This is a genomic window from Bradyrhizobium ferriligni, from assembly GCF_056837965.1.
Genome location: NZ_JBXEJO010000017.1, coordinates 12,722 through 25,593, shown reverse-complemented (window position 1 = coordinate 25,593; position 12,872 = coordinate 12,722). Strand labels below are relative to the sequence as shown.

The following is a 12,872-nucleotide window of genomic DNA, read 5'->3' as shown; positions in this document are numbered from 1 at the left end:
TGAGCCATGGCTGACATGCGTCTGATTGTTGCGGGAGCCGGCGGCCGGATGGGCCGCACGCTGACGCGGGTGATTTCCGAGACCCCGGGGGCGGCGCTGGTCGGTGCGCTGGAAGCGCCGGGCTCGGAGCTGCTCGGCAAGGACGCCGGCGTGCTCGCCGGCCTCCCCGCCAATGACGTCAAGCTGTCGGCCGATCTGTGGTCGATGTCGGCGGGCGCCGACGGCATCCTGGATTTCACGGTGCCGGCCGCGACCATCGCCAATGTCGCGATCGCGGCCGAGCGCGGCCTCGTTCACGTCATCGGCACCACCGGGATGTCGCCGTCCGACGATGCGGTGATCCGCAGCGTGACCAACCGCGCCATCGTGGTGAAATCCGGCAATATGAGCCTCGGTGTCAATCTGCTCGCCGCGCTCGTCAAGCGCGTCGCGCAATCGCTCGACCAGAGCTTTGACATCGAAATTCTCGAGATGCACCACAAGTCCAAGATCGATGCGCCGTCGGGCACCGCCTTGATGCTCGGTGAAGCCGCGGCCGCGGGACGCAAGATCGCGCTCGATCAGCATTCGGCGCGCGGTCGCGATGGTCTCACCGGCGCGCGGCGCGCGGGCGATATCGGCTTTGCCTCGTTGCGCGGCGGCACTGCGGCCGGCGATCATAGCGTGATCTTTGCCGGCCCCTCCGAGCGCATCACGCTCTCGCACCATGCAGAAGATCGCGCGCTGTTCGCGCAGGGCGCGCTGAAGGCAGCGCTGTGGGCGCATGGCAAGAAGCCCGGCATGTATTCGATGGCCGACGTCCTCGGGTTGAGCGACTAACGCCGCTCGACGGAATGAAATCCAGCTAAGCGAAAACGGAATCTGAAATGAGTGATCGTCTTCTTGTGCTCGTTCGTCACGGTCAGAGCGACTGGAATCTGAAGAACCTCTTCACCGGGTGGAAGGACCCTGATCTCACCGAGCAAGGCGTCAACGAAGCCAACGAGGCCGGCCGCAAGCTGAAGGCGCAGGGCCTGTCGTTTGATGTCGCGTTCACCTCCGATCTCATCCGTGCGCAGCACACGCTGAAGCTGATGCTGGAGCAGATCGGCCAGACCGGATTGCCGACCACGAAGAATCTCGCGCTCAACGAACGCGACTACGGCGATCTCTCCGGCCTCAACAAGGACGATGCCCGCAAGAAATGGGGCGAGGACCAGGTCCTGATCTGGCGCCGTTCCTACGACGTGCCGCCGCCCGGCGGCGAAAGCCTGAAGGATACGCTGGCGCGCACGCTGCCCTATTACGTGCAGGAGATCCTGCCCGGCGTGCTGCGCGGCCAGCGTACGCTGATCGCCGCCCACGGCAATTCGCTGCGCGCGCTGATCATGGTGCTGGAGAAGCTGACGCCGGAGCAGATCCTCAAGCGCGAGCTCGCGACCGGCGCGCCGGTGGTCTATCGGCTCAATGCCGATTCCACCGTTGCGTCCAAGGTCGATCTGGCGGGGTAGGCTGAAGCGATCAATCTGCTCGTCCCGTCATCCTGAGGAGCGCGCCCTTGCGCGCGTCTCGAAGGATGCACGGCCACCAGCCGGGCCGTCGACCCTTCGAGACGCGCTTCGCGCTCCTCAGGGTGACGGGTAACGGTTGCTTAATGCAATCCGACCTGGCCGGCTTCCCAGCCCAGCATCGCCTGCTTGCGGGTGATGCCCCAGTGATAGCCGGTCAGCGCGCCGCTCTTGCCGAGTGCGCGATGGCAGGGCACCACGAACGACACCGGATTGCGGCCGACCGCGGCGCCGACCGCGCGCGAGGCCTTTGGACTGTTGATCTTGCAGGCGATGTCGGAATAGCTGACCGCGCGGCCCATCGGGACCTTGAGCAGCGTCTCCCACACCCGCACCTCGAAATCGGTGCCGATCAAGACGACGCGCAGCGGCTGGTCCGCCCGCCACAACCTTGTATCGAACACGCGCTGCGCCAATGCGGTGGTGCCGTTGGTGTCCTCGACATAGGTCGCGTTCGGCCAGCGCCGCTTCATGTCGGCGAATGCGGTCTGCTCGTCGCCGTGATCGGCGAAGGCAAGCCCCGCAAGCCCGCGATCCGTTGCGATCACGATCGCGGTGCCGAACGGCGAGGGGTGGAAGCCGTAGCGCAGCGTCATGCCGCCGGCGCCGGTCTTCCATTCGCCCGGCGACATCGCCTCATGCGTGACGAACAGGTCGTGCAGCCGTCCCGGCCCTGACAGGCCGGAGTCGAGTGCCGCGTCGAGCACGCTGGCGGAATCGCGCAAGAGGTTCTTGGCGTGGTCCAGGGTCAGCGCCTGCATGAAAGCCTTCGGCGTCAGCCCTGCCCAGCGGCGGAACAGATGGTGCAGTTCATCCGGCGTGACGGCGGCGGCATCGGCCATCGCTTCGATGGTCGGCTGCGTGCGCCAGTGCTCCGAGATGAACGCGATGGCGCGCCGAACCGAGTCATAGTCGCGCAGCGCGGCGCTCTGGAGGCCCGGCTTGGCCAGGCGCTGATCGTGTATGGCGAGTGTCATCATGGTGTCTGATTTAGGAGCCATGGCGCGTCCAAACCACCCGATTTCTGACAAGCATGATCCGGAAAAGTGGAGACCGGTTTTCCGAAAAGATCATGCTCAAATAAGACCTAGCGGATGGGGTTGTAGGTCGGGCCACGTTTTGCGGCGTTGAGCGCCGCCGTCAAGGCCTTGGAGAAGCTGGCCTTTTCGTCCGGACCCAGGAAGCTGCCAACGCTGACCCGGCGGCCCCTGGAGACCAGATAGAGCCGCTCGATGCCGAACTCCTCATGCGAAATCTGTTCGAACCGCACCCAGAGCGGATTGAGCACCCATTCCACCACATGACCGCGATGGCTGATCCTGCGCACCCGCAGTTCCGACGGTGTGACGGTGATTTCCTCGCTCGCCTTGGCGGTGCGGAAATTGACCTTGAACGCCCAATAGATCACCAGCGCGTCGAGGCAGAAGAAGCCGAAGATCGGCCAGGCGCCGAGCCACCAGAACACCGCGCCGGCGATGAAGCTGACCGCGGTGACGAACGACATCAGCACGATAAAGCCGGTGCGATTGAGCGAGCGGTGCGGCGTCAGCAATGCCGAGAACAATTTGGGCTCGGCCTCAGCGGCATCAGCCGCGAGGTCATTGGCCCTGAGGTCTTCGCCCGGATCAAAGTCGTTGCCTGCGGTCATGACGTATCAGTATATCCGGTTCATGGCCAAAATCATTCGCTCTCAACGCGCCAGCACGTCAAGCGTTCGCTCCGCACCGAAGAAGAAAGCCGCAAAAGCGGCAAGGCTGCTGCCCAAACGCGGGGCAAAGAAGGCGGCCAAGAAGGCCGCCAAGCACGTCGCAAAGCCAAAGCCATGGACATCGGAGGAGGTCTACGAGGCTTTCGACCGGTTCCGCAAAGCCAATCCCGAGCCGAAGGGCGAACTCGAGCACCTCAACCCCTACACGCTGCTGGTTGCGGTGGTGCTGTCGGCGCAGGCGACCGATGCCGGCGTCAACAAGGCGACGCGAGCGCTGTTCGCGGTTGCCGACACGCCGGAGAAGATGCTTGAGCTCGGCGAAGACAGGGTGCGCGACTACATCAAGACCATCGGGCTCTATCGCAACAAGGCGAAGAACGTCATCGCGCTCTCGCAGAAGCTGATCGCCGAGTTCGGCGGCGAGGTGCCGCGCACGCGCGCCGAAATCGAGTCCTTGCCCGGCGCCGGCCGCAAGACCGCGAATGTCGTGCTCAACATGGCATTCGGCGAGCACACGATGGCGGTCGACACCCATGTGTTTCGCGTCGGCAATCGCACCGGGCTCGCGCCCGGCAAGACGCCGCTCGAGGTCGAGCTGGGATTGGAGAAGGTGATCCCGACCGAGTTCATGCTGCACGCCCATCACTGGCTGATCCTGCATGGCCGCTATACCTGCCTCGCCCGCGGTCCACGTTGCGAAGTGTGTCTGATCAATGATCTCTGCCGGTGGCCGGAAAAGACCGTCTGAGGCATGATCGTCATCATGTGCTATCAGAGCGTTTTCGAGCGAAGTGGATACCGGTTCGCGTGAAGAAAACGCGTCAAAAAAAGGAATCTGGAGCTCCGTTCCGATTCAATCGGAACGGAAAAGGCTCCAGGTTCGTCGGCTGTTCCGGTGCGTGATTGAGGGAGTGCGGTGTGGCAGAGCAGGTTGAAGATGGTCCGTCGCCCGCCAGCCAGACCGCGCCTGCTCCGGCGCCTGCCAAGCCGCAATCAGTAGCAAGCGGCTTCTGGAGCCGTTTCGCGATTCCGCTGTTTGCCGTGCTCATCGCGCTGGTGTTCGTCGCGGTGGCGACCAGTCGCTGGGATGCCTGGGTCGGCAGCGCCACGATCCAGACCACCAATGATGCCTATGTGCGCGCCGAATTGACCCAGCTCTCCAGCCGCGTGTCCGGCGAGGTGCTCACCGTCGCCGTCTCCGATTTCCAGCGCGTCAAGGCCGGCGATCTCCTGGTGCAGATCGATCCGGCCGACTATCAGGCGCAGGTGGCGCAGGCCGAGGCCGGCGTGGTCGGTGCCCAGGCCGTGCTCGACAACCTCAACAACCAGGTCGAGCTGCAATATGCGACCATCGCGCAGGCCGAGGCTGCACGGTTGTCCGCAGAAGCGCAGCAGACTCTGGCACGCCAGGAGGAAGAGCGTCAGCAGTCGTTGTCGCAAACCGACGCCGGCACGCGGCAGCGGCTCGAGCAGGCGACCGCATCCTACGCCAAGGCGGAGGCCGACGTGCGCGCCAGCCGCGCCGTGATCGCGGCGCAGCGCCATCAGCTCGAGGTCCTGCAAGGCACCAAGAAGCAGCGTGCCGCCGATCTCGACGCCGCCAAGGCGCTGCTGGCATCGGCCAAGCTCAAGCTTGGTTATACGAAGATCGTGGCGCCGTTCGACGGCGTCACCGGCGAGCGCCAGGTCCAGCCGGGTGACTACGTCAACATCGGCGCCAATCTGATCAATGTCGTGCCGCTGCCGAACGTCTATGTGATCGCCAACTACAAGGAGACCCAGCTTACGAACGTCAAGCCGGGCCAGCCGGTCGAGGTCACCGTGGACACATTCGCGGGCCAGAAGCTGCGCGGCGTCGTCGAGCGCATCGCGCCGGCGAGCGGATCGCAATTCGCGCTGCTGCCGCCCGATAACGCCACCGGCAATTTCACCAAGGTGGTGCAGCGCATCCCGGTGCGTATCCAGTTCGACAAGGGCCAGCCATTGCTCGAGCGCCTGCTGCCGGGCATGTCGGTCGTCACGCGGATCGACACCGGCGAGGCGGTCGCCAATGGCGGAAAGTGACGACCGACACAGCGGTCCGGTCTCGCGCGGCGACGTCGCGCGCTATCCGCTGTTCGCGGTCGTCGCCGTGCTGCTCGGCGCGTTCCTGGCGAATTTCGACAGCCGCCTGACTTCCGTCGGCCTGCCCGATTTGCGCGGCGCGTTCTCGCTCAGCTTCGACGAGGGCGCCTGGCTCTCGACGGCTGCGATCGGCTCGCAGATCTTCGTCGCGCCAGCAGTGGCCTGGCTTGCCACCGTGTTCGGCCTGCGCCGTGTGCTCGGCATTCCGAGTCTGGTCTATGCGGTGGTCTCGCTGACCATCCCGTTCGTGCGCGACTACACGATGCTGATCACGCTCAGCATCGCCCACGGCATCCTGCTCGGCACCTTCGTGCCGGCGACGCTGATGATCATCCTGCGCAATTTGCCGATCCGATGGTGGCTGCCGGCGATTGCGATGTACTCGATCCGCGTCGGCTTCGCGCTCGACTCGTCGAGCTCGCTGGTCGGTTTCTATGTCGAGCATCTCGGCTGGCAGTGGCTGTATTGGCAGGGCGTGGTGATCGCGCCGCTGATGGGGCTGATGGTGTATCTCGGCACGCCGAACGAGCCGGTCAATCGCGACCTGCTGCACCATGCCGATTGGGGCGGCATGCTGCTGCTCGGCGCCGGGGTGTCGATGGTCTATGCCGGGCTCGATCAGGGCAACCGGCTGGACTGGCTGTCGTCGGGCACGGTGATGGCGCTTCTGATCGGTGGCGGGCTGTTGATCGTCGCCTTCATGATCAACGAAATGGTGGCGCGTCGGCCCTGGGCGCATTTCAACGTGCTGTTCTCGCGCAACATCGGGCTCTCGCTGATCGTCATCCTGCTGTACACGCTGACCAGCCTGTCGAATTCGTCGCTGGTGCCGAACTTCCTCGGCACCGTCGCCGCGCTGCGGCCGGAGCAGTCGGGCGTGCTGCTGTTCACCTACGGCGCGCTGCCGATGTTCGTGCTGGTGCCGGTCTCGATCTTGCTGCTGCGCCACCTCGATCCGCGCATCGTCGTGGTGCTCGGCTTCTCGGCATTCGCGGCCGCCAATCTCTGGGGCACGCAGCTGAGCCATGTCTGGGCGCGCGAGGACTTTGTCGGCATCGTCCTGCTCACGTCGATCGGGCAGGCGTTCACGCTGCTGCCGATCATCATCATGGCGCTGTCGAATTCCGATCCGTCGCGGGCGACGGCGTTCGCGGCCTATATCCAGATCATGCGCCTTGGCGGTGCCGAGATCGGCGTCGCGCTGATGGGGACCTGGCTGCGGGTCCGCGAGCAGATCCATTCGAACTATCTCGGACAGCATGTGCAGAACGGCAACATCGACGTCGTGAACCTGCTCAAGCGGCTGGCAGGTGAATTTTCCGGCCACGGCATCGGGACCGCGACGGGGCGCGCCGTCGGCACGCTGGCGGCGCTGGTGCAGCGCGAGGCCAACACGCTCGCCTATATCGACGGCTTCTGGCTGTGCTTCTGGCTCGCGATCCTGGCGCTGGTCCTGGTCGCCTTCATCACGCGCGCGCCGCAGGGCCCGCTGTCGCCGGCGCCGTTGGGCTTCGTGAAGAGCGTGATGCGCAGGCTGGGCGTCGCCGCTTCCTGATTTGCGAGGAGGCGGCGGATATCGCCGCCGGGTCAATTTATAGTGAATGCGGCGCTCGTGCTATGTCGCAGGCGTGCTGAAATATTTTGCTCATCGCGCGGTTCCAAGAGCGGGGGAAATGGAGCCACGATGATCGAGATGAAGCAGACGGCCGCGCTTGTTTCCCTGGCGACGGCGGTTCCACCGCATCTATTCCATCAGGGACAGGTCCTGCAGGCCGCGCGTAACCTCCTCGCGGACCGCTATGCCGAATTCGAGACGCTCTCCAGCCTGTTCGCCAACACCGGCATCCAGCATCGCTACGGCGTCAAGCCGATCGAATGGTATCTCGAACGGCGCGGCTGGCCGGAGCGAACGCTGGCGTTCCTCGAGGGCGCGGAGACGCTATATGTCGACGTGGCCCGCAAGGCGATTGCGCGCGCCGACCTGACCGGCAGGGACATCGATATCGTGGTCACGGTGTGCTCGACGGGGATAGCCACGCCGACGCTGGAGGCGCGCGTCGCCGGCAAGCTCGGTCTGCGAACGGATGTGTCGCGCGTGCCGGTGTTCGGCCTGGGCTGCGCGGGCGGTGTGTCTGGCCTGTCGATCGCGGCGCGGCTGGCCGAAGCGCGGCCGGGAGCGAATGTGCTGCTGGTTGCGCTCGAGCTCTGCACGCTCGCGGTCCGGCACGACGAGCTCACCAAGGCAAATATCGTTGCGGCCAGCCTGTTCGGCGATGGCGCGGCCGCGATCGTGCTGCGCGCCGGGGACGGCGGCGCGACGCGGATCGAGGCGACGGGTGAAAAGCTGTGGCCGGATACGCTCGACATCATGGGCTGGACAGTCGATCCGGAAGGATTCGGCGTGGTCTTTCAGCGAACCATTCCGGATTTCGTCCGCGACCATCTTGGGCCGGCCGTTGCCGAAATCCTCGCGCGGATGCAGCTGACGGCCGATGACGTCGACCGCTACCTCTGCCATCCCGGCGGCGCCAAGGTCATCGCCGCGCTGGAGCGGGCGCTCGCGCTCGATCAGGGCACGCTCGATCACGAACGCGACGTCATCGCGGCTTGCGGCAACATGTCGGGCCCGACGGTTCTCTTTGTTCTCGAACGCGCCTGCGCCAAGGGATTGCCGTCGCGCTCGCTGCTCACGGCGCTTGGCCCGGGCTTCACGCTCAGCTGCGTTGCGCTCAGGCACGCGGCGTGAGCTTCGCGTCGGTCATCCTCGCTCTGGTCACGCTGCAGCGTCTCGCCGAGCTCGTGCTGTCACGTCGCAACACGGAGCGGCTTCTCGCACGAGGCGCGGTCGAGGTCGGCGCCAATCACTACCCGCTCATTGTCCTGGTTCACGCCGGCTGGCTGACCGCGCTGTGGATCTGGGGCCGCGACCAGGACGTCAATCTGGCCGCGCTGGCGGGTTTTCTGCTGCTGCAAGGCTTGCGGCTGTGGATCCTCACGGCGCTCGGGCCGCGATGGACCACGCGAATCGTCGTGCTGCCGGGCGCGCCGCTGGTCGCATCCGGGCCATACCGATATTTCCCGCATCCAAACTACGCCGTCGTGGTCGGTGAAATCGCGCTGCTACCGCTCACGCTGCACCTGCCGCGATTGGCGCTGATCTTCACCCTCCTCAATCTCGCGGTGCTTGCGCTCCGGATTCGGGTCGAGAACCGCGCGCTCTCCGTTTCCGACTGGCCACGCACAAGCACGCCATGAGCAAGGGGGCGGATCACCGAACCGACAGCCCATCGGCTGCGACCTGGGCCGGCTTCCTCCTGATGTGCTGCGGCATGTTCATGGCGATTCTCGACATCCAGGTCGTCGCAACCTCGTTGCCGACGATCCAGCGCGCGCTTGCGATCTCGCCGGCGGCGATGAGCTGGATCCAGACCGCCTATCTGATCGCGGAAGTGATCGCGATCCCACTGACCGGCCTGTTCACGCATGCGCTGTCGTTACGATGGCTGTTCGCGCTTGCCGTGAGCCTGTTCACCGTCGCGTCGGTCGGCTGCGCCCTCAGCGACGGCTTTGCCGCGCTGCTGGCGTTTCGCGTGCTGCAGGGATTTTCCGGCGGCGTCCTGATCCCCGCAGTGTTCTCCGCCGTGTTCACGCTGTTCCCGGCGCGGCTTCATGCGGTGGCCACCACGATCGGCGGCGTCGTCGCGGTGCTCGCGCCGACCGTCGGACCCGTTGTCGGCGGCTGGATCACGCAGACCTGGTCGTGGCCATGGCTGTTCCTGATCAATGTGGTTCCGGGAACGGTGGCAGCCTCGGTCACGCCGTTGCTGCTTCCGAAGGAAGGCGTGCAGCTTCGCGCATTCTCAAGGCTGGATAAATGGTCGCTTGTCCTGTTCGCAGCGACGCTCGCAAGCTTCATGATCGGTCTGAAGGAAGCGCCGCAACGCGGTTGGGCCGCGATGCCTTGCCTCGGCCTGCTGATCGGAAGCATTGCCGGGATGGCGCTGCTGATCCGGCGCACGCTCCGCGCGGCCTATCCGATCGCGCAATTGACGCTTTTCAAGCGGCGCCCGTTCGCGATCGGTTGCGCACTGAGCTTTTGCCTCGGCATTGGCCTTTATGGATCGACCTATCTGATGCCGGTATTCCTCGGTTTCGTCCGCCGCCATGACGCCTTCGAGATCGGCAAGATCATGCTGGTCACGGGGGTTGCGCAGCTCGTCGCCGCGCCGCTTGCGGCGATCCTCGAAAGCCGCGTCGGCGCGCGGCGGTTGACCGGTGCGGGCTTCGCCTTGTTCGCGCTCGGCCTCGGCTGGAGCGCCATTCAGCCGCGCACAGCGGATTTTGGCGAGATGTTCTGGCCGCAGGTCGTGCGCGGCGTCGCGATCATGTTCTGCCTGCTGCCGCCGACGCGCATTGCGCTGGGCGCCCTTCCGGAGGCGGAAATCGCCGACGCCAGCGGACTGTTCAACCTGATGCGCAATCTGGGCGGCGCGATCGGGATCGCCCTGATCGATACCATCCTCTATGGGCGAAGCCCGATCTATGGCGAGGATTTCCGCGTGCGCCTGCTGGCGGGGGATATCACCGCGGCGCAGGCGATCGGGCTCGATCCGAAGTTGCTGATCGATCGTCCGCCGGGTCTGCCGGACGACGCGACGGTGGCGTTCATCCGGCCGTTGGTCGAACGGGCGTCGCTCGCACTCACCGTCAACGAGGCATGGGCGATGCTCGCCTGCGTGGCGATCGTCGGACTGCTGCTCGTGCCATTCGCAAGCGATCGGGTATCGGCATCGCTGCCGGCGCTTCCGGATACCACCTAGAGCGTTTTCGAGCGAAGTGGATACCGGTTCGCGTGAAGAAAACGCGTCAAAACAAGAATCTAGAGCCCCGTTCCGATTCCATCGGAACGGGAAAAGCTCTAGACCGAGGACACATTGGTTCGCCGCGCCGGCTCGATCAGCTCGCGCCGCGGGCCCGACAGCCGCTTGTACATGTGCACCATGAAGGCCATGCCGAACAGCGGCGTCGCCAGATTGACGATCGGGATCGAGACGAAGGCCGCGATGAACAGGCCCGCGGTAAAGACTGTCGCCGCGTTCTCCTTGCGCATCGCCTTGGCGTCATCAGGCGAGCGGAACCGCATCGCCGCAAGCTCGAAATATTCGCGGCCGAGCAGCCAGGCGGTCGCGATGAAGAAGATGATGAAGCCTGCGCCCGCGAACAGCACGAACGGCAGCGCGACGAGGTAGACCAGGATCGTCAGCAGCGCGGTCTTGACGCCCTCGATCGTCGCGAGCGTGACCGGCAGCGCCGTGCCGGGATGGTCGGCCGGATAATGCTCGCGCTCGACATGGTCGGCGACGTCGTCGACAAACAGGCTCGCTACCAGCGAAGTGATCGCGGGCATCAGGAAGATGCCGCCGAGCACGACGCCAAGGCCCGCCGAGATCGAGACGATCCAGGACAGCACGTGCAGCGTGGAATGGAAGCTGGGGCCGAGCATGCCTTCGGCCCAGACCTCGCCAGTGTCGGCAAACCAGCTCAGCAGCCGCTGCAGGCCGATCGCCAGCACGGTGATCAGCACCAGCGCAAGCCCGATCGAGCGCCACAGGATCGAGCGCATCGGCGGCGACAGGATTTGCGAAAGCGCCTTGACGGCGGCGGCTAACATGACTGGGTTACCTCTGCACAAATGACCCGCGAGAGGTAGACACCCAATATGGCTTCGGCAAGTGCCGTTTGTGCCGCGGTACGAGCGTTTTCGAGCGAAAGGCTCTAGGCGTCGAGCGGCCTGCCGCGGACGTTCGGTCCCCAGACACCGATAGCAATGATCACGATGACCATCGCCGCGGTGATCAGGCCGAATACCCCGCCAACGCCGGCCTCCTTCAGCATGAACGCCACGATGAAGCCGGAGAAGGTCGCGCTGAGCCGGCTCATCGAATAGACGAGGCCCGCGGCGCGCGCCCGGATCGCGGTCGGGAACACCTCGGTCTGGTAGGCGTGATAGGCGTAGGACAGCGTCATGTTGGCCCCCGTCACCAGCACGCCGCTGGCGATCAGCAGCACCGGCTCGGTGAGCTGCGAGAAGGCGAGGCCGAATACCGAGATCGCGGCAGCCGCGCCGCAGATGATCCATTTGCGCTCGAAGCGGTCGGCGAAGGTTGCGGCCAGGAGCGGCGCGAGCGGATAGGCGAAGGCGATGATGAACGAATATTGCAGGCTCTTGGTGACGTTGATGCCCTTTTGCACCAGTAGCGCCGGAACCCAGTTGGAGAAGCCGTAGACGCCGAACGCCTGGCAGAGATTGAAGATCATGAGCAGCACGACCAGCGAGACGTAGGGCGGCCTGAACAGGTCGGCATAGCCGGTCTCGACCGGCGCACGAACTGGTGCGGCTGCGACCGCGGGGGCAGGACGCGGCGCAGCCGTCCGCGCTGCGGTCTCGAGCGTCCGCATGATCCTCTCGGCCTCGGCGGCGCGGCCATGGCGGGCCAGCCAGAGCGGGCTTTCCGGAACGTAGAGCCGCAGCACCCAGATGATCATGCTGGCGGCGGCGCCGATTAGCACCACCCAGCGCCAGCCGTCGATGCCGTGAGGCGAGAGCGGCACCAGCCACCACGACAGCGCGGCGACAACAGGCACCGCGGACAGCATCACCGCCTGGTTGATCGCAAACGCCCGGCCGCGCATCCAGCTCGGCACCAGTTCGGTGATATAGGCGTCGATCGTGATGACCTCGATGCCGATCCCGATCCCGGCGATGAAGCGCCACAGCAGTAGGCCGCCGGGCGTGGTCTGGCACGCCATGATCACCGATGCAGCGCTGTAGAACAGCAGCGACCAGGTGAAGACCGCCTTGCGCCCGAAACGATCGGCGAGGAAGCCGAGGCAGAAGGTGCCGATGAACAGGCCGGCGAAGGTCGCCGCGACGAAGGCGCCGATGCCGGAGAAGCCGAAGAAGGCCTGCGTCGTCGTGGTCATCAACCCGCTGCGGGCGAGGCCCGGCGCGATATAGCCTGTGAAGAACAGATCGTAGATCTCGAAGCAACCGCCGAGCGAGAGCAGGATCACCAGCCGCCAGACAAGGCCGGAGGTGGGCAGCGCCTCAAGCCGTCGCGAAATCTGGTCGGGTCCGCTTGTCGTGTTGGCGATATCGGCGACCGAGCCGAGTTCGACGGCGCTCATGATGGTCCTCCCCGAATGGTGCAACGGCCGCCCCTCTTGCGAAGGCGTGCCGGTCGCGCATGTTTGGCAGCCGGGAGCCAGAAATCCAGACGAACATATCGAAGGAAACGTTCGATATTTTCGAACTCAGGGGGAAGGGTTGCTTTGATTCACCTGTCAAACGGCTTGTTCAACTGTCGTCCCTGCGAAAGCAGGGACCCATACGCCGCGGCGGGTGCCGTGAAAGGGACTCGTCGTCCCACTGGTGCGCAACTTTGCGGTCCCTGCTCCCGTGCGCAATTGCGCACTAGGCAGGGACGACACTG

General features: G+C 65.2%; 12 protein-coding genes. 8 read left to right on the top strand and 4 right to left on the bottom strand.

Annotation, left to right across the window (positions count from 1 at the left end):
* The first annotated feature begins 6 nt into the window (after positions 1-6).
* Positions 7-819: a 4-hydroxy-tetrahydrodipicolinate reductase gene (dapB, locus tag AC1VNY_RS12310; RefSeq protein ID WP_482405343.1), complete on the top strand. Its 813-nt coding sequence runs from the start codon at positions 7-9 to the stop codon at positions 817-819.
* 47 nt (positions 820-866) lie between these two features.
* Positions 867-1,490 carry a 2,3-bisphosphoglycerate-dependent phosphoglycerate mutase gene (locus AC1VNY_RS12305; RefSeq protein ID WP_482405342.1) on the top strand — a complete coding sequence of 208 codons (624 nt, stop codon included), beginning with the start codon at positions 867-869 and terminating at the stop codon, positions 1,488-1,490.
* A gap of 140 nt (positions 1,491-1,630) precedes the next feature.
* Here AC1VNY_RS12305 and AC1VNY_RS12300 read toward each other — a convergent pair whose 3' ends face one another.
* Positions 1,631-2,527: a methylated-DNA--[protein]-cysteine S-methyltransferase gene (locus tag AC1VNY_RS12300; RefSeq protein WP_461192653.1), complete on the bottom strand. Its 897-nt coding sequence runs from the start codon at positions 2,525-2,527 to the stop codon at positions 1,631-1,633.
* A 107-nt stretch (positions 2,528-2,634) separates the two neighbouring features.
* Positions 2,635-3,195 carry a DUF2244 domain-containing protein gene (locus AC1VNY_RS12295; RefSeq protein ID WP_461192646.1) on the bottom strand — a complete coding sequence of 187 codons (561 nt, stop codon included), beginning with the start codon at positions 3,193-3,195 and terminating at the stop codon, positions 2,635-2,637.
* A gap of 22 nt (positions 3,196-3,217) precedes the next feature.
* On the opposite strand from AC1VNY_RS12295, the gene nth reads away from it, so the two are divergent.
* The 6 genes from nth to AC1VNY_RS12265 all read left to right on the top strand — a co-directional run bounded on the left by nth (position 3,218) and on the right by AC1VNY_RS12265 (position 10,199).
* Entirely contained in the window at positions 3,218-4,003 is a 786-nt protein-coding gene (nth, locus tag AC1VNY_RS12290; RefSeq protein WP_482405341.1) for an endonuclease III, read from the top strand.
* A 170-nt stretch (positions 4,004-4,173) separates the two neighbouring features.
* Complete coding sequence (locus tag AC1VNY_RS12285) at positions 4,174-5,319, top strand: HlyD family secretion protein (RefSeq protein WP_482405340.1); 1,146 nt, start codon at positions 4,174-4,176, stop codon at positions 5,317-5,319.
* A complete protein-coding gene (locus AC1VNY_RS12280; RefSeq protein ID WP_482405339.1) occupies positions 5,306-6,934 on the top strand; it encodes an MFS transporter in 1,629 nt (542 codons plus the stop codon). Before AC1VNY_RS12285 ends, AC1VNY_RS12280 begins: the two co-directional genes overlap by 14 nt.
* Positions 6,935-7,072: 138 nt before the next feature.
* Positions 7,073-8,125, top strand: coding sequence for a type III polyketide synthase (locus AC1VNY_RS12275; protein WP_482405405.1), 1,053 nt, complete (start codon positions 7,073-7,075; stop codon positions 8,123-8,125).
* Positions 8,122-8,634, top strand: coding sequence for an isoprenylcysteine carboxyl methyltransferase family protein (locus AC1VNY_RS12270; RefSeq protein WP_482405338.1), 513 nt, complete (start codon positions 8,122-8,124; stop codon positions 8,632-8,634). Before AC1VNY_RS12275 ends, AC1VNY_RS12270 begins: the two co-directional genes overlap by 4 nt.
* A gap of 62 nt (positions 8,635-8,696) precedes the next feature.
* Positions 8,697-10,199 carry a DHA2 family efflux MFS transporter permease subunit gene (locus AC1VNY_RS12265; RefSeq protein ID WP_482405404.1) on the top strand — a complete coding sequence of 501 codons (1,503 nt, stop codon included), beginning with the start codon at positions 8,697-8,699 and terminating at the stop codon, positions 10,197-10,199.
* 98 nt (positions 10,200-10,297) lie between these two features.
* On the opposite strand, the gene AC1VNY_RS12260 is transcribed toward AC1VNY_RS12265, so the two are convergent.
* Positions 10,298-11,050 carry a sulfate transporter family protein gene (locus AC1VNY_RS12260; protein ID WP_482405337.1) on the bottom strand — a complete coding sequence of 251 codons (753 nt, stop codon included), beginning with the start codon at positions 11,048-11,050 and terminating at the stop codon, positions 10,298-10,300.
* Between the two features lie 104 nt (positions 11,051-11,154).
* Positions 11,155-12,567, bottom strand: coding sequence for an MFS transporter (locus AC1VNY_RS12255; RefSeq protein ID WP_482405336.1), 1,413 nt, complete (start codon positions 12,565-12,567; stop codon positions 11,155-11,157).
* Positions 12,568-12,872 lie beyond the last annotated feature (305 nt).

Excerpts from the sequence above, each read along its gene's own strand:
- dapB (WP_482405343.1), top strand. The coding sequence starts at position 7 with ATGGCTGACATGCGTCTGATTGTTGCGGGAGCCGGCGGCCGGATGGGC.
- AC1VNY_RS12305 (WP_482405342.1), top strand. The coding sequence starts at position 867 with ATGAGTGATCGTCTTCTTGTGCTCGTTCGTCACGGTCAGAGCGACTGG.
- AC1VNY_RS12300 (WP_461192653.1), bottom strand. The coding sequence starts at position 2,527 with ATGATGACACTCGCCATACACGATCAGCGCCTGGCCAAGCCGGGCCTC.
- AC1VNY_RS12295 (WP_461192646.1), bottom strand. The coding sequence starts at position 3,195 with ATGACCGCAGGCAACGACTTTGATCCGGGCGAAGACCTCAGGGCCAAT.
- nth (WP_482405341.1), top strand. The coding sequence starts at position 3,218 with ATGGCCAAAATCATTCGCTCTCAACGCGCCAGCACGTCAAGCGTTCGC.
- AC1VNY_RS12280 (WP_482405339.1), top strand. The coding sequence starts at position 5,306 with ATGGCGGAAAGTGACGACCGACACAGCGGTCCGGTCTCGCGCGGCGAC.
- AC1VNY_RS12275 (WP_482405405.1), top strand. The coding sequence starts at position 7,073 with ATGAAGCAGACGGCCGCGCTTGTTTCCCTGGCGACGGCGGTTCCACCG.
- AC1VNY_RS12265 (WP_482405404.1), top strand. The coding sequence starts at position 8,697 with ATGTGCTGCGGCATGTTCATGGCGATTCTCGACATCCAGGTCGTCGCA.
- AC1VNY_RS12260 (WP_482405337.1), bottom strand. The coding sequence starts at position 11,050 with ATGTTAGCCGCCGCCGTCAAGGCGCTTTCGCAAATCCTGTCGCCGCCG.
- AC1VNY_RS12255 (WP_482405336.1), bottom strand. The coding sequence starts at position 12,567 with ATGAGCGCCGTCGAACTCGGCTCGGTCGCCGATATCGCCAACACGACA.